Annotated in this window: 17 protein-coding genes; 10 read left to right on the top strand and 7 right to left on the bottom strand. The window is 55.6% G+C overall.

The window, feature by feature from the left end; genetic code table 11:
- Positions 1–599: 599 nt before the first annotated feature.
- The 9 genes from rpmH to PUP35_RS21880 all read left to right on the top strand — a co-directional run bounded on the left by rpmH (position 600) and on the right by PUP35_RS21880 (position 8119).
- Entirely contained in the window at positions 600–740 is a 141-nt protein-coding gene (gene rpmH, locus PUP35_RS21920; protein ID WP_000831330.1) for a 50S ribosomal protein L34, read from the top strand.
- Between the two features lie 16 nt (positions 741–756).
- Positions 757–1116 carry a ribonuclease P protein component gene (rnpA, locus tag PUP35_RS21915; RefSeq protein ID WP_032640303.1) on the top strand — a complete coding sequence of 120 codons (360 nt, stop codon included), beginning with the start codon at positions 757–759 and terminating at the stop codon, positions 1114–1116.
- On the top strand, positions 1080–1337 hold the full coding sequence (yidD, locus tag PUP35_RS21910) for a membrane protein insertion efficiency factor YidD (RefSeq protein WP_001307474.1): 258 nt from the start codon (positions 1080–1082) through the stop codon (positions 1335–1337). Before rnpA ends, yidD begins: the two co-directional genes overlap by 37 nt.
- Positions 1338–1339: 2 nt before the next feature.
- The gene (gene yidC / locus PUP35_RS21905) at positions 1340–2983 is read left to right on the top strand and encodes a membrane protein insertase YidC (protein ID WP_115876769.1); all 1644 of its coding nucleotides are present in this window, start codon (positions 1340–1342) and stop codon (positions 2981–2983) included.
- 72 nt (positions 2984–3055) lie between these two features.
- Positions 3056–4420 (top strand): tRNA uridine-5-carboxymethylaminomethyl(34) synthesis GTPase MnmE, encoded by a 1365-nt coding sequence (mnmE, locus tag PUP35_RS21900; protein ID WP_021242672.1) that lies wholly within the window; start codon positions 3056–3058, stop codon positions 4418–4420.
- 111 nt (positions 4421–4531) lie between these two features.
- A complete protein-coding gene (locus PUP35_RS21895) occupies positions 4532–5707 on the top strand; it encodes an MFS transporter (protein ID WP_274241422.1) in 1176 nt (391 codons plus the stop codon).
- Complete coding sequence (gene yidZ / locus PUP35_RS21890; RefSeq protein WP_193805381.1) at positions 5676–6647, top strand: HTH-type transcriptional regulator YidZ; 972 nt, start codon at positions 5676–5678, stop codon at positions 6645–6647. The genes PUP35_RS21895 and yidZ overlap by 32 nt, the downstream gene beginning before the upstream one ends.
- 122 nt (positions 6648–6769) lie before the next feature.
- Positions 6770–7516 (top strand): 4'-phosphopantetheinyl transferase family protein, encoded by a 747-nt coding sequence (locus tag PUP35_RS21885; RefSeq protein ID WP_274241420.1) that lies wholly within the window; start codon positions 6770–6772, stop codon positions 7514–7516.
- A gap of 36 nt (positions 7517–7552) precedes the next feature.
- Positions 7553–8119 carry an NADPH-dependent FMN reductase gene (locus PUP35_RS21880; protein ID WP_274241418.1) on the top strand — a complete coding sequence of 189 codons (567 nt, stop codon included), beginning with the start codon at positions 7553–7555 and terminating at the stop codon, positions 8117–8119.
- A gap of 91 nt (positions 8120–8210) precedes the next feature.
- Here PUP35_RS21880 and adeP read toward each other — a convergent pair whose 3' ends face one another.
- The gene (adeP, locus tag PUP35_RS21875; protein WP_271369169.1) at positions 8211–9548 is read right to left on the bottom strand and encodes an adenine permease AdeP; all 1338 of its coding nucleotides are present in this window, start codon (positions 9546–9548) and stop codon (positions 8211–8213) included.
- 165 nt (positions 9549–9713) lie between these two features.
- Here adeP and yieH point away from each other — a divergent pair, with 165 nt between their 5' ends.
- Positions 9714–10379, top strand: coding sequence for a 6-phosphogluconate phosphatase (gene yieH / locus PUP35_RS21870; RefSeq protein WP_274241416.1), 666 nt, complete (start codon positions 9714–9716; stop codon positions 10377–10379).
- 31 nt (positions 10380–10410) lie between these two features.
- Here yieH and PUP35_RS21865 read toward each other — a convergent pair whose 3' ends face one another.
- The 6 genes from PUP35_RS21865 to pstS form a co-directional block, all read right to left on the bottom strand.
- Positions 10411–11559 carry an esterase gene (locus tag PUP35_RS21865; protein WP_274243355.1) on the bottom strand — a complete coding sequence of 383 codons (1149 nt, stop codon included), beginning with the start codon at positions 11557–11559 and terminating at the stop codon, positions 10411–10413.
- A 161-nt stretch (positions 11560–11720) separates the two neighbouring features.
- Positions 11721–12446, bottom strand: a complete 726-nt coding sequence (phoU, locus tag PUP35_RS21860) for a phosphate signaling complex protein PhoU (protein WP_008500182.1) — start codon at positions 12444–12446, stop codon at positions 11721–11723.
- Positions 12447–12472: 26 nt separating this feature from the next.
- Complete coding sequence (gene pstB, locus PUP35_RS21855; RefSeq protein WP_008500183.1) at positions 12473–13246, bottom strand: phosphate ABC transporter ATP-binding protein PstB; 774 nt, start codon at positions 13244–13246, stop codon at positions 12473–12475.
- A gap of 47 nt (positions 13247–13293) precedes the next feature.
- Positions 13294–14184, bottom strand: a complete 891-nt coding sequence (gene pstA / locus PUP35_RS21850; protein ID WP_111964235.1) for a phosphate ABC transporter permease PstA — start codon at positions 14182–14184, stop codon at positions 13294–13296.
- A complete protein-coding gene (gene pstC, locus PUP35_RS21845; RefSeq protein WP_262809015.1) occupies positions 14184–15143 on the bottom strand; it encodes a phosphate ABC transporter permease PstC in 960 nt (319 codons plus the stop codon). The genes pstA and pstC overlap by 1 nt, the downstream gene beginning before the upstream one ends.
- Positions 15144–15271: 128 nt before the next feature.
- Positions 15272–16312, bottom strand: coding sequence for a phosphate ABC transporter substrate-binding protein PstS (gene pstS / locus PUP35_RS21840; protein ID WP_274241412.1), 1041 nt, complete (start codon positions 16310–16312; stop codon positions 15272–15274).
- Between the last annotated feature and the right edge of the window lie 146 nt (positions 16313–16458).

Raw genomic sequence — 16458 nt, 5'->3', positions numbered from 1 at the left:
GGCGGACTCCACTCGAACAATAAAAGAAAACTATTGAATATTCATGATTGTTGGCGCACATCGACATGACCCTGTGTAAAGGGGGACGTGCGAATTGCTATCTGCAATTTATCCTGACCAGGATCCTGGGATCCCGATCGGGACCGCGGATCATAGCCTAAACTGAGCCAGAGATCTTCTGTTTCTCACAGATTCTTCCCGATTTATCCACAGGAAGATCCAGAACCGGGTAAGTGTAAACGATCCTGGCGCGAGTGCCCCGCGATTTAGTCCGCATATTGGAAAAATTAATGAGCACAGACAATTTATTGCTTAAATGATCTAACGAAGATCCGGGACGATCCTTGCGCTTTGTCGGTGAGCCCGTATAATCCTCGACCCGGCGCGTGATGCTCATCTTCCTGCGTCGTCCGTTGCTCATTTTCCACGCGAAAACGTGCGGAAATACGCGGGAAATAAGGAAAGAGAATTGACTCCGGAGTGTACAATTATTACAATCCGGCCTCTTTAATCACCCACGCTGAGGCGTTAGTCGTTCGAAACTCGTTCGGGTATACGCAAAAGTCAGTGAATTTATTCAAGTTTAGGTAGAAATCGCCATGAAACGCACTTTTCAACCGTCTGTACTGAAGCGCAACCGTTCTCACGGCTTCCGTGCTCGTATGGCTACTAAAAATGGTCGTCAGGTTCTGGCACGTCGTCGTGCTAAAGGCCGCGCTCGTCTGACCGTTTCCAAGTAATAAAGCTAACCCCTGAGTGGTTAAGCTAGCATTTCCCAGGGAGTTACGTTTGTTAACTCCCGCTCATTTCACTTTCGTCTTCCAGCAGCCACTACGGGCTGGCACGCCGCAAATCACCATCCTCGGCCGCCAAAATTCGCTGGGGCATCCCCGCATCGGTCTCACAGTCGCCAAGAAAAATGTTAAGCGTGCGCATGAACGCAATCGGATTAAACGTCTGACGCGTGAAAGCTTCCGTTTACGTCAGCACGAACTGCCTTCAATGGATTTCGTGGTGGTGGCTAAAAAGGGGGTTGCCGACCTCGATAACCGTGCTCTCTCGGAAGCGTTGGAAAAATTATGGCGCCGCCACTGTCGCCTGGCTCACGGGTCCTGATAGCCCTCATTCGGGTCTATCAACGCCTGATTAGTCCGCTACTCGGGCCGCACTGCCGTTTCACACCAACATGCTCAAGCTACGGAATTGAGGCATTGCGCAGGTTTGGAGTGATAAAAGGCAGTTGGTTGACGGTGAAACGCGTATTAAAATGCCACCCTTTACACCCCGGTGGAGACGACCCCGTCCCTCCAGGACCCTTTGATACCAGAGAACACTAACGATGGATTCGCAACGCAATCTTCTTATCATCGCTTTGTTGTTCGTGTCTTTCATGATCTGGCAGGCATGGGAGCAGGATAAAAATCCTCAACCCCAGCAGCAGACCACGCAGACTACGACCACCGCAGCGGGTAGCGCCGCCGACCAGGGCGTACCGGCCAGTGGCCAGGGGAAACAGATTACGGTTAAGACCGATGTGCTTGAGCTGACAATCAACACCCGTGGTGGTGATGTTGAGCAGGCGCTGCTGTTGACCTACCCGAAAGAGCTGAAGTCTAACGAACCGTTCCAGTTACTGGAAACCACGCCTGAGTTTATCTACCAGGCGCAGAGCGGCCTGACCGGTCGTGATGGCCCGGATAACCCTGCTAACGGTGCGCGTCCACTGTATACCGTCGAGAATGACACCTTTGTGCTGGCTGATGGTCAGAACGAACTCGTTATCCCGATGACCTATACCGACGCCGCAGGCAACACCTTCACCAAAACCTTCACCCTGAAACGCGGTGAGTATGCGGTGAACGTGGGCTACAGCGTACAGAACGCCAGTGCGAAACCGCTGGAACTGTCCACCTTCGGTCAGCTGAAGCAGTCCATCAATCTGCCGTCTCACCGTGACACCGGAAGCAGCAACTTTGCGCTGCATACCTTCCGTGGCGCGGCGTACTCCACGCCAGACGCGAAGTATGAGAAATACAAATTCGACACCATTGCCGATAACGAAAACCTGAACGTCAGCGCTAAAGGCGGTTGGGTGGCAATGCTGCAGCAGTATTTCGCCACTGCGTGGGTGCCAAATAACGACGGTACCAACAACTTCTATACCGCGAACCTGGGCAACGGTATTGCAGCCATCGGCTACAAATCTCAGCCGGTTCTGGTACAGCCGGGTCAAACCGGTAAGCTGGCAAGCACCCTGTGGGTCGGCCCGGAAATTCAGGACAAAATGGCCGCTGTTGCGCCGCACCTGGATCTGACCGTGGATTACGGTTGGTTGTGGTTCATCTCTCAGCCGCTGTTTAAGCTGCTGAAGTTCATCCACAGCTTCCTGGGTAACTGGGGCTTCTCCATCATCGTTATCACCTTCATCGTTCGTGGTATCATGTACCCGCTGACTAAAGCGCAGTACACCTCCATGGCGAAGATGCGCATGCTGCAGCCGAAGATTCAGGCAATGCGTGAGCGTCTGGGCGATGACAAACAGCGTCAGAGCCAGGAAATGATGGCCCTGTACAAAGCAGAGAAAGTGAACCCACTGGGCGGCTGCTTCCCGCTGCTGATTCAGATGCCAATCTTCCTTGCGCTGTACTACATGCTGATGGGTTCCGTTGAGCTGCGCCACGCGCCGTTCGCTCTGTGGATCCATGACCTGTCCGCACAGGACCCGTACTACATCCTGCCGATCCTGATGGGCGTGACGATGTTCTTCATCCAGAAGATGTCGCCGACCACCGTGACCGACCCGATGCAGCAGAAGATCATGACCTTTATGCCGGTCATCTTCACCGTGTTCTTCCTGTGGTTCCCGTCAGGTCTGGTGCTGTACTATATCGTCAGCAACCTGGTGACCATCATCCAGCAGCAGCTGATTTACCGTGGTCTGGAAAAACGTGGCCTGCATAGCCGCGAAAAGAAAAAGTCCTGATCCGATAAGTTAACGCTAAAATAAGGGCGGTCGATTGACCGCCTTTTTTATTTGTATTGAACGAGAGCAACCATGAGCCATAACGACACTATCGTCGCCCAGGCAACCCCACCGGGACGCGGTGGTGTAGGCATTCTGCGCATCTCCGGCCTGAAGGCGCGCGAGGTGGCCGAAGCGGTGCTGGGTAAACTGCCAAAGCCGCGCTACGCTGATTACCTGCCGTTTAAAGATACCGACGGCACGCCGCTGGACCAGGGCATTGCGCTGTGGTTCCCCGGCCCTAACTCCTTCACCGGCGAAGACGTGCTGGAGCTGCAGGGCCACGGCGGCCCGGTTATCCTCGACCTGCTGTTAAAACGGATCCTGACCCTGCCGGGCCTGCGCATTGCGAAGCCGGGCGAGTTCTCCGAACGTGCCTTCCTCAACGACAAGCTCGACCTGGCGCAGGCTGAGGCCATTGCTGACCTGATCGACGCCAGTTCTGAACAGGCGGCCCGCTCCGCCCTGAACTCGCTGCAGGGGGCATTCTCCGCGCGTGTGAATCACCTTGTGGAAGCACTTACTCACCTGCGCATCTACGTGGAAGCGGCTATCGACTTCCCGGATGAGGAGATCGACTTCCTCTCTGACGGTAAAATCGAAGCCCAGCTCAACCAGGTGATGGCCGATCTCGACGCCGTTCGCGCCGAAGCGCGCCAGGGCAGCCTGCTGCGCGAAGGGATGAAGGTGGTGATTGCCGGACGTCCTAACGCCGGCAAATCGAGCCTGCTGAACGCCCTGGCGGGCCGTGAAGCGGCAATCGTGACCGACATTGCCGGTACCACTCGCGACGTGCTGCGCGAGCACATCCACATCGACGGCATGCCTCTGCACATCATCGACACCGCCGGTCTGCGCGATGCCAGCGACGAGGTTGAGCGCATCGGTATCGAACGCGCCTGGCAGGAGATCGAGCAGGCCGACCGCGTGCTGTTTATGGTGGACGGCACCACGACCGACGCCGTTGACCCGGCAGAGATCTGGCCGGACTTTATTGCCCGCCTGCCGGCCAAACTGCCGATCACCGTGGTACGTAATAAGGCAGACGTGACCGGCGAAACGCTGGGCATCAGCGATGTGAATGGTCACTCACTAATCCGCCTGTCGGCGCGGACCGGTGAGGGAGTGGACGACCTGCGCAATCATCTCAAGCAGAGCATGGGCTTTGACACCAGCATGGAAGGCGGCTTCCTGGCGCGTCGCCGTCACCTGCAGGCGCTGGAAGAGGCGGCTAACCACCTTGTCCAGGGTAAAGCGCAGCTGATCGGCGCGTGGGCGGGTGAACTGCTGGCGGAAGAGCTGCGTCTGGCGCAGCAGAATCTGAGCGAGATCACCGGGGAGTTTACCTCGGACGATTTGCTGGGACGGATCTTCTCAAGCTTCTGTATTGGTAAATAATTCCCGCTAATCTATGGTGATTTCCTCCTGGGAAATCACCATTGTCCAAATGGCAACTCGCCTAATCCCTTTTCACCCCCTATCCTGCATGCCTTCATCTATGGGGGGTTTATGGCGCGTTTTCTGTTTTGTAGTTTCGCTTTAGTTCTGCTTTATCCGTCAGGCATTGATATGTATCTGGTGGGATTACCGCATATCGCCCGCGATCTGGGCGCCAGCGAAGCGCAGCTGCACATCGCGTTTTCGGCCTACCTCGCGGGGATGGCGTCGTCGATGGTGTTTGCGGGGAAGATCGCGGATAAGGCAGGCCGTCAGCCTGTCGCTATCTCCGGTGCCATCGTTTTTGCCCTGGCGTCCCTTCTCTGCTCACAGGCGCAAAACAGCACCGTGTTTCTGACCGGGCGCTTTATTCAGGGCATCGGGGCGGGCGGTTGCTACGTGGTGGCGTTTGCCATTTTGCGCGACACCTTAAGCGCCCAGCGTCGCGCCAAAGTGCTGTCGATGATGAACGGCATTACCTGCATCATCCCGGTGCTGGCCCCGGTCGTGGGCTATCTGATCATGCTGAAATTCCCGTGGCAGAGCCTGTTCTGGACCATGGCGGCGATGGGTGCGCTGGTGTTTGTCCTGTCGATCGCCGTGCTGAAAGAGACCCACCCGAGCTCGCAGAATACCGGCCATACCGCAACCATTCACCCGGCAGAGAAGCTTCTCAACCGCTTTTTCCTCAGCCGTCTGGCCGTGACCACGTTAAGCGTGGCGGTGATCCTGACCTATGTAAACGTTTCCCCGGTTTTGCTTATGGAGACCATGGGCTTCGATCGCGGTCAGTATTCAACGGTGATGGCATTAACCGCGATGGTCAGTATGGCCGTTTCGTTTTCGACGCCGTTTGCGCTAAATGTTTTCAGCCAGCGCACATTGATGCTGACCTCACAGGTTTTATTCCTCGCCGCCGGCGCGATCCTGGCGACCACCAGCTCACATGCGGTCATGCTGGCGGGCATTACGCTGATTTGTGCCGGGTTCTCGGTTGGCTTTGGCGTAGCGATGAGCCAGGCGCTTGGCCCATTTTCGCTGCGGGCAGGCGTGGCAAGCTCGGTACTGGGGATCGCGCAGGTCTGCGGCTCGTCGCTGTGGATTTGGCTGGCGGCGGTCATCGGGCTTAACGCGCTGAATATGCTGATCGGGGTTCTGATTGGCTGTAGCATACTCTGCATTACCTTACTTATGGTCATCCAGCCCGCGGCGCACTATGAAGAAGCCCATCAGCAGTCTCGATCTTAACCTGTTGCTGTGCCTGCAGCTTTTGCTGCAGGAGCGCAGCGTCACCAAAGCGGCGAAGCGGATGAACGTGACGCCGTCGGCGGTAAGCAAATCGCTGGCCAAGCTGCGCGACTGGTTCGAAGACCCGCTGTTTGTTAAAACGCCGCTAGGGCTGCTGCCGACGCCGCTGACGGTGAGTCTTGAGCAGGATCTGGCTGACTGGATGCAAATCGGCAACCAGATCCTCGATAAATTCCACCATGATTCTCCGGGCGGGCTGACGTTCGTGCTGGCCGCGGAAACGCCGTTGATGCTGATCCGCTTCAATGCCCTGCTGGAGCAGGTGAACCAGCGCTATCCGCAGGCTACGGTGAAAATGCGCCACTGGGATTACGACTCTCTGGACGCCATTACGCGTGGAGAGGTGGACCTGGGATTCACCGGACGCGAAACACACCCGCGATCGCGTGAATTGCTGAAGCTAATGCCGTGGTTCATCGACTATGAGATCCTGTTCAGCGACCGTCCGTGCGTGTATCTGCGTGAGGATCACCCCGCGCTACAGGATGAATGGAACCTCGAGACCTTTCTGCGCTACCCTCACATCAGCATCTTCTGGGAACGCAGCGACACCTGGGCACTGGACGAAGTGCTAAAGGAGATGGGTCGGGAGAGAAACATTGCCATGAGCGTGCCGGGCTTTGAGCAGTCGATGTTTATGGCAGCACAGCCCGGTCATAACTATATCGCCACGGCTCCGCATTACTGCCATCACTACAATCAACTCCACCAGCGGAAGCTGATCGCGCTTCCTATTCCCATTGACGAAGCGCAGGCTGAAAAGCTCACCGTTCCCTTCACGCTGATCTGGCATAAACGGAACAGCCATAATCCGAAAATTCTATGGTTGCGGGAAACCATCAAGGCGTTGTACGGTGCCAGCGATCCAATTTTTGCCTAAGAAAATGTAAAGTTCGGTCCTAAGGCTTCTCTTACTCCCATTTACTGATTAAAACAGGAGTCAAGTTAAGCGATAATCATGTAACCGTTTAACCGATTACGACCATTATCAAGGAGCGAAAAATGGCTACGCACTTTGCAAGAGGGATACTTACGGAAGGACGTCTCGTATCGGCAAGAATTTCTTCAGTCTGTCACCGTGAAGCACTCGCTCTCCCGGAACACCGGAGGACGCGGTTTTTAGCGTCCAGAGCACTTCTCGCAGAACTGCTGTTTATGCTTTACGGCACCAGCGAGCTGCCGGACATCATTACCCAACCCGAAGGCCGCCCGGTCTTTGCCGACCCGGATCTCCCTCGTTTTTCGATTGCCTACGCGGGCAATATCATTGGCATCGCGCTGACCACCGAAGGGGATTGTGGGCTCGATATGGAACTTCAGCGCGCAACGCGCAGCTTCCATGGCGGTAACGCACATGAAGACTATCCGCTCTCCAGCAATGAGAAGCTGTGGGTACGCAACCAGAACGATCCTGTCGAAGCCCGAGCCCAGCTCATTACCCTGCGCCAGAGCATTCGTAAGCTCTGCGGATGCGCCTCAGACGACGCCAGCCTGCTGCAGCTGTTGCCTGGTTCCGGACGTCTGCGTGCCGCCCAGGCCACGCTGGTGGAGGCACTCAGTGACGCAGAGGATGTGCTCATTTGGTCCATTGCGGTTACCCCTGCCATTGAACGCATGAAAATCTGGGAATTTGACAGTCAACAGGGATGGCGTAGCCTTCCTGATGTGCCCGAGCGCGCCAACGAGCCCGCCGCACGCCTGATGCGTTTAACCAGTTTACCGACAGAAAAAGCATTCACCCTTAGCTGATCCAATCAGGGTCATCATGATGAAACAGGAGTAATCATGTCTGATACGTTGAAAGTAGTTACGTTACTGGGAAGCCTGCGCAAAGGTTCATTTAACGGGATGGTTGCCCGCACGCTGCCACAGCTGGCACCGGCAGGTATGGAAATTAGCGCCCTGTCGTCTATTGGCGATATTCCGCTGTATGATGCGGACGTCCAGCAGGAAGAAGGGTTCCCGCAGAGCGTCGAGGCGCTGGCGGAGCAGATCCGCCAGGCTGACGGCGTGGTCATCGTCACGCCGGAGTATAACTACTCCGTACCGGGTGGCCTGAAGAATGCCATCGACTGGCTGTCGCGTTTACCCGAGCAGCCCCTCGCGGGCAAGCCGGTGCTGATCCAGACCAGTTCTATGGGCGCTATCGGCGGCGCGCGCTGCCAGTATCATCTGCGCCAGATCCTGGTATTCCTGGATGCGATGGTGATGAACAAGCCGGAATTTATGGGCGGTGTGATTCAGAACAAGGTCGACCCGCAAACGGGTGAGGTGGTGGATCAGAGCACGCGCGACCATCTCTCTGGCCAGCTGACGGCGTTCGGGGATTATATTAAGCGCATAAAAGCCTGATAAAAAAGCCCGGTGGCGCTAGCGCTTACCGGGCCTACACTCTTCAGTAGGTCAGGTAAGCGAAGCGCCACCTGACACCACAAACCGCACCTTAGTGCGCGTCAATAAACACAATCTTCAGCACAAACAGCAGCGCCACAATAATGACGCAAGGGCTGAGGTCGCGGAAGCGGCCGGTACCGATCTTCATTACGCAGTAAGAGATAAAGCCCAGCGCGATACCTTCGGTAATCGAGAAGCTGAACGGCATCATCACGGCGGTAATAAACGCCGGCACCGCTTCGGTTAAATCATCCCACTTCACGCGAGACAGGCTGGAGGTCATCAGCACCCCCACATAGATCAGCGCGCCGGCCGCCGCGTACGGAGGCACCATGCCCGCCAGTGGCGAGAGGAAGATCACCAGCAGGAACAGAATACCCACCACAACCGCCGTCAGGCCGGTACGGCCGCCCACGGACACGCCGGAAGAGGATTCAATGTAAGCGGTAACAGACGAGGTCCCGATAAATGAGCCGGTCACTGAGGAGATACTGTCCACAAACAGCGCCTGCTTCATGCGCGGGAATTTGCCTTTCTCATCTGCCAGACCCGCTTTGTCGGTCACGCCGATCAGCGTACCGGAGGAGTCGAACAGGTTCACCAGCATGAAGGAGAAAATCACGCCCGCCAGGCCCAGGTTCAGGGAACCCGCCAGATCAACATGACCAACAACGGTAGAAACGCTCGGTGGCGCGGAAACGATGCCGTTATAGTGAACGTCGCCCAGCATCCAGCCCAGCAGCGTGGTCACCACGATGGACACCAGCACTGCCGCGTGAATATTGCGGGAAGCGAGGATCGCGATGATAAAGAAGCCCAGCACGCCCAGCAGCACGTTATGCGAGGTCAGGTGACCGATGCTCACCAGCGTATCCGGGTTCGCCACGATAACACCCGCGTTTTTCAGCCCCATCATACCGATGAACAGACCGATACCGCTGGTAATGCCCACGCGCAGGCTCACGGGAATGTTTGCAATCATCCAGTAACGTACGCGGAAAATGGTCAGCAGCAGCAGGCCAACCGCGCCCCAGAAGATAGCGCCCATGCCCACCTGCCAAGGCAGACCCATCGCCTGAACAACCACGAACGCGAAGAACGCATTCAGGCCCATCGCCGGTGCCAATGCAACCGGCAGGTTAGCGAATACACCCATCAGAATGCTGCCAAAGGCGGCGATCAGGCAGGTGGTTACAAAGACGGCGCTGGTATCCATGCCAGCAACGCCCAGAATTTGTGGGTTCACAAAAACGATATAGACCATCGTCAGGAAGGTGGTGAAACCAGCGATCACTTCGGTGCGTGCCGTTGTGCCGTGCTCGCGCAGTTTAAAAACGCGCTCAAGCAGACCCTGACCAGATGTCTGGGTAGTGTGTTGTTGACTCATCATCAATTTCCGAACAAGGAGGGAAAATTCGTCGCTATCCTATACCAAAATGCGACAATAGTGGCGGTTACGTGATACTTTTTTCATTGATTTTGCTTATACGGCAACGATTGCGTCCCGGTGAACCGCCGTACGTAAACGTTAAACTTGTTAAAAGGGAAAGGCATGTCCGGAATTGAAGCGGTATTTTTCGACTGCGACGGTACGCTGGTCGACAGTGAGGTCATTTGTTCCCGCGCGTATGTCACCATGTTCCAGGAATTTGGCATTATTCTGGAACTCGAAGAGGTGTTTAAACGCTTTAAGGGCGTGAAGCTCTACGAGATCATCGACATCATTAACGAAGAACACGGCGTCGTTCTTGAGAAGGCGGCTCTGGAACCGGTGTACCGCGCCGAGGTTGCACGCCTGTTCGATTCGGAGCTGGAGGTGATTCCGGGCGCAAACGCGCTGCTGGATGCCATGACGGTGCCGATCTGCGTGGTCTCCAACGGTCCGGTCAGCAAAATGCAGCACTCGCTGGGCAAGCTTGAGATGCTGCACCACTTCCCGGAAAAACTGTTCAGCGGCTACGATATCCAGCGCTGGAAGCCGGACCCGGCGCTGATGTTCCATGCGGCAAAAGCGATGAACGTTAACGTAGAGAACTGCATTCTGGTGGATGACTCGTCTGCGGGCGCGCAGTCTGGGATTGATGCGGGAATGGAGGTGTTTTACTTCTGCGCCGACCCGCACAACAAGCCGATCGATCATCCCAAAGTCACGACCTTCACCGATCTGGCGCAGCTACCCGCGCTGTGGAAGGTTCGCGGGTGGAATATTACGCGTTAAGTTGCCCCTCCCTGCAGGGAGGGCGACAGGTTTATCTGAAGAGCTTTTGAACAAACTCAGCATAGGCCGGACGCCAGACGTCCATTTCGTGATTCAGACCGGGGTACATCTTATAGTCGAATTTGATGCCCTGTTTTTCCAGCTCCGCTTTCAGACCGGCGATATCTTTGCCGGTCACTGAATCGCGCTCGCCGACAACGACGGTGAAGTTATGCAGCTGCCGGTTAATGGCCTCCGGCTGCTTAAAGCGTGCGGCCACGCCTTCGTCAGGTACGGTTGTTGTGGTAACGCCGCTGAACGTTCCCAGCCAGCCGAAGCTGTCCAGATGGTTCATACCGGAGACCAGCGCCTGATAACCGCCCTGTGACAATCCCGCCAGTGCCCGGCCGGCCGCATCTTTACGCACGTTGAAGCGTGTATCCACCAGCGGAATAATCTCGCTCATCAGTTCACGGTCTGCGGCTTTCGCATTAAGCGGATAGAAAGACTTCCGTCGTTCTGCCGGAGGGAAGTTCTCGGGGATGGCCTCAGCGCTCTCCGTCTCGGTGTCGGGTACCACCACCAGCATCGGTTTGATTTTCCCCTCGGCCATCAGGTTATCCATGATTTGCGGCAGACGGCCCTGGTCGATGGTCGAGAGCCCGGTATCCCCAAAACCATGGTAGAAGTAGAGCACCGGTAAGGGTTCCCCTGTGCCGTTGTAGCCAGGGGGAGTCCATACATAGACGCGGCGCTCTGACCTGAGCGACGGCGAGTGCCAGGTCAGGGTGGTGAGATCGCCATGCGGTACGGCGCGATCGTCGAGAATACTGCCCGGAACCAGAATCAGGCTGGTGTTCACCTGCCGCTGAGGTTTTTGATAGCGGCTTCCCGTGTCGACTGAACGGAAACCATCGATGTCGAAATAATATTCGTAGAGATTCGGGGCCATCGGCTCGCTTTTCCATGACCAGACGCCATTTTTCTCTTTCGTCATATCATGGGAAACCTGGCTTTCAGGCATTGACCCCGTCACCACGGAGACTCGCGTTGCACCGGGTGCAAACAGGCGAAACGTAATGCTTTTATCCGCATTAACCTGGGTCACATAGTGGCTGACCGGGGTAGTCTGGTCAGGTGTGACCGGCAACGGTGCGGCAATAACGTCTGTTCCAGTACCGATCCCGATGCTGATGGCCATCGCCAGGCACGCTAATGAATTTTTCATATCCCATCCTTTGCTGTTTTTTTCGTCTCACGTTAGCGCGTTTCGAACGTCAGGCAACGGATGAAGGGGAAAATTGTGATTACACTAGAAATAACAACGCCGGTGAGTACCGGCGTTGTTATCAGATGACAGGATTACTCTTTCGGATCTTTACCCGCCAGCAGCTTATCCAGCTCGTCGCCGCCCACGTGACGGAAGTCCTGACCTTTCACGAAGTAGAAAATGTATTCGCAAATGTTCTGGCAGCGGTCGCCGATACGCTCGATGGAGCGCGCGCAGAACAGGGCGGTCAGTACGCTTGGGATCGTACGGGAATCTTCCATCATGTAAGTCATCAGCTGACGCACGATGCCTTCATACTCCTGATCGACCTTTTTATCTTCACGGTAGATACGCACCGCTTCGTCAAGATCCATTCGCGCAAAGGCATCCAGCACGTCATGAAGCATCTGCACGGTGTGGCGGCCCAGCGACTCCAGGCTGACCAGCAGCGGCTGGTGCTGCTGAGAGAACTTCTCCAGCGCGGTGCGGCAGATTTTATCCGCAACGTCACCAATACGTTCCAGCTCGGCGATGGTTTTGATAATGGCCATCACCAGACGCAGGTCGCTCGCCGTCGGCTGACGTTTCGCGATAATGCGCACGCAGGCCTCGTCGATAGCGACTTCCATCATGTTGACGTTTTTGTCGCCTTCAATGACGCGTTTCGCCAGCTCGCTGTCCTGGTTGTGCATCGCCGTAATCGCATCAGAAAGCTGCTGCTCGACCATACCGCCCATGGTCATCACCTGGGTGCGAATGCTTTCCAGCTCTGCGTTGAACTGGCCGGAAATGTGTTTATTAAGATTGAGGTTGTCCATGGTTTCTCCACATGCACTAAGGCAAATCAACCGTAGCGGCCAGTAATATAATCTTCGGTTTGTTTCTTCGCGGGCTTAGTGAAGAGATCGTCCGTGTTGCTGAACTCAATCAATTCACCCAGGTACATAAACGCCGTGTGATCGGAGCAACGTGCAGCCTGCTGCATGTTATGGGTCACGATAACCACGGTGTAATCCTGCTTCAGCTCGGTGATCAGTTCTTCAATACGACCGGTTGAGATCGGGTCCAGCGCTGAACACGGCTCATCCAGCAGCAACACTTCCGGGCGAATCGCAATACCGCGCGCAATGCACAGACGCTGCTGCTGACCACCGGAGAGAGAGTAACCGCTCTGGTGCAACTTATCTTTGGTTTCGTTCCATAATGCGGCCTTGGTCAAAGCCCACTGCACGCGCTCGTCCATATCGGCGCGGGAGAGCTTTTCAAACAGGCGAACGCCAAAGGCGATGTTGTCATAAATGGACATCGGGAACGGCGTGGGTTTCTGGAACACCATCCCCACTTTGGCGCGCAGCAGGGCGATATCCTGAGCCTGGGTCAGAATATTTTCGCCATCGAGGATGATTTCCCCTTCAGCGCGCTGCTCCGGATAGAGCGAATACATTTTGTTAAAGGTACGCAGCAGCGTGGATTTCCCACAGCCGGACGGACCGATAAATGCCGTGACCTGGTTCTTCGCGATATCCAGGTTGATGTTCTTCAGGGCATGGAATTTGCCGTAGTAGAAGTTCAAATCACGAACCTGAATCTTACCCGGGGCAGTATCAACCATACTCATTGACTCATTTCCTCATTCGGCGCCGCGAGCTGCCGCGCCGTAAAAAATTAACCGTGTTTCTTCTTCGCGAAAATGACGCGCGCCAGAATGTTCAGCAACAGTACGCAAAGGGTAATGATCAGCACCCCGGCCCAGGCCAGCTGCTGCCATTCCGCGAATGGGCTCATCGCAAATTTAAAGATCGTCACCGGCAGGTTGGCGATCGGCTGCATCATGTCCGTGCTCCAGAACTGGTTGGAGAGGGACGTAAACAGCAGCGGCGCAGTTTCACCCGCGATACGCGCAACCGCCAGCAGGATACCGGTCATGATCCCGGATACGGACGCCTTCAGCGTAATCGCAGAGATCATCTTCCATTTCGGCGTACCCAGTGCATAAGCCGCTTCACGCAGGCTGTCCGGCACCAGTTTCAGCATGTTCTCGGTGGTTCGAATCACAATCGGCACCTGCAGCAGCGCCAGGGCAATCACACCCGCCCAGCCGGAGAAGTGTTCCATCTGCGCTACAACAACGGTGTAAACGAACAGACCCACCACGATAGACGGGGCTGACAGCAAAATATCGTTAATGAAGCGAATCACTTCCGCCAGCCAGGATTTACGACCGTATTCTGCCAGGTAAATGCCCGCCATGATGCCCAGCGGCGTGCCGAAGACCGTCGCCCAGAGGATCAGCAACCCGCTGCCGGCAAGCGCATTCGCCAGGCCACCGCCCGCCGTGTTCGGCGGCGGCGTCATTTCGGTGAACAGCGAGAGTGACATTCCGTCAATCCCACGAACGATTGTCGAGAAGAGGATCCAGACCAGCCAGAACAGGCCGAATGCCATAGTCGCCATTGAGAGCGTCAGGGCAATGCGGTTTTTCATGCGGCGTCTGGCCTGCATCTTGCGGCGGGATTCCGCCAGTTCAGCGGTAGCTTGCATTTCGAGAGTAGCCATTAGCGTGCTCCCTCATTTTTAGCGAGGCGCATAATCATCAGCTTGGAAATCGCCAGAACAATGAAGGTAATAACGAACAGAATCAGACCCAGCTCCATCAGCGCCGCCACGTGCAGCCCGGATTCCGCTTCCGCAAATTCATTCGCCAGCGCCGAGGTAATACTGTTACCCGGCATATAGAGCGACGCGCTGTCGAGCTGGTAGGTGTTACCGATGATAAAGGTGACCGCCATGGTTTCACCCAGCGCGCGACCTAAGCCCAGCATCACGCCCCCAATCACCCCATTTTTGGTGAACGGAAGGACAATGCGCCAGATCACTTCCCAGGTGGTGCAGCCGATACCGTAGGCCGACTCTTTCATCATCACCGGCGTTTGTTCGAACACATCACGCATGACCGCCGCAATGTACGGAATTATCATGATGGCGAGGATCACACCTGCCGCCAGAATGCCGATACCGAAAGCCGGGCCAGAGAACAGGGCCCCCACAAACGGAATGGCAGAGAGGACGTTACCCACCGGTTCCTGGAAGTACGTGGCAAACAGCGGTGCAAAGATGAACAGGCCCCACATGCCGTAGACGATACTCGGAATAGCCGCCAGCAGCTCAATGGCAATACCCAGCGGACGACGCAGCCAGCCTGGCGCCAGCTCCGTCAGGAACAGGGCAATACCAAAGCTTACCGGAACCGCAATCAGCAAGGCGATGAACGAGGTTACCAGCGTGCCGTAAATCGGCACCAGAGCACCGTAGATGTCGTTCGGCGCGTCCCACTCTTTGGTCCACAGGAAGGATAAACCGAATTTCTGGATGCTCGGCCATGAGGAGAAAATCAGAGACACGATAATGCCGCCCAGCAGCAATAGCACAATCAGCGCAGCCAGTTTGACCAGCGCGCTGAAAATCATGTCACCTTTTTTACCCGGAGGGTTAAATGCAGGCTTGGTTGCAGCCATAAATTACTCTTCTGTTTGAGACGTTTTTACGAATATGCCCGGTGGCGCTGACGCTTACCGGGCCTACAGCTTAAACCGTAGGGCGGGCAAGCTCAGCGCCACCCGCCATCTTCGTTAAATATATCCTGTTAGTACAGCGCTTTACCGCTGCTGTCTTTCACGTTGGTTTTCCATGCAGCACGAATCTGCTCAACCACGTTGTCCGGCAGGGTGGCGTAATCCAGAGCGTTAGCCTGTTTGCCGCCGTTTTTGTATGCCCAGTCGAAGAACTTCAGCACTTCAGCGCCCTGTTCAGGTTTCTTCTGCTCTTTGTGCACCAGGATGAAGGTGGTAGAGGTGATTGGCCATGCACCTTCGCCCTTCTGGTTAGTCAGATCCTGAGCGAAGGATTTGCTCCAGTCAGCGCCTTTGGCAGCGTTAGCAAAGTTCTCTTCGGTCGGGCTAACCGGTTTGCCGTCTGCAGACACCAGTTTGGTGTAGGACAGGTTATTCTGCTTCGCGTACGCATACTCTACGTAGCCGATGGAGCCAGGCAGACGTTGTACGAACGCGGCGATACCGTCGTTACCTTTACCGCCCAGACCGGTAGGCCAGTTAACGGTTGAGCCGGAGCCGACTTTAGATTTCCACTCTTCGTTCACTTTCGCCAGGTAGCTGGTGAACACGAAAGACGTACCGGAACCATCCGCGCGGCGAACCACGGCGATGTTCTGAGAAGACAGCTTCAGGCCTGGGTTGAGCTTAGCGATCGCTTCGTCATCCCATTTTTTGATTTTGCCCAGGTAGATGTCACCCAGCGTTTTGCCGTCCAGCACCAGCTCGCCCGACTTCACGCCCGGCAGGTTGATCGCCAGGACCACGCCACCGATCACGGTAGGGAACTGGAACAGGCCTTCCTGAGCCAGCTTATCATCAGACAGCGGAGCGTCAGATGCGCCGAAATCAACCGTGTTCGCGGTAATTTGTTTCACGCCACCGGAGGAGCCGATACCCTGATAGTTAACCTTGTTACCGGTTTCTTTCTGGTAGGTATCCGCCCATTTGGCATACACCGGCGCAGGGAAGGTTGCACCAGCGCCAGTCAGGCTTGCTTCTGCAAATACAGAGAACGCGCTCAGAGATAAGGTCGCGGCGACAACAGTTGCGACAGTGGTACGCATAACTTTCATAATGTCTCCTGCAAGATTTTCATAAATCGTTGTTTAGTGGCTACGATGAGCAAAATAGGACAAACAGGTGACAGATAAATGTACGAATTATGACAGTTTTATGACAATGAAAATTTAACTTAAAATACCACACAATAAAGCTTAAT

It is taken from the genome of Enterobacter sp. S-33, from assembly GCF_028735835.1.
GTDB lineage: Bacteria > Pseudomonadota > Gammaproteobacteria > Enterobacterales > Enterobacteriaceae > Enterobacter > Enterobacter vonholyi.
Note: the sequence above shows the minus strand (reverse complement) of the source record. Positions and strands in the feature narration are given on the sequence as shown.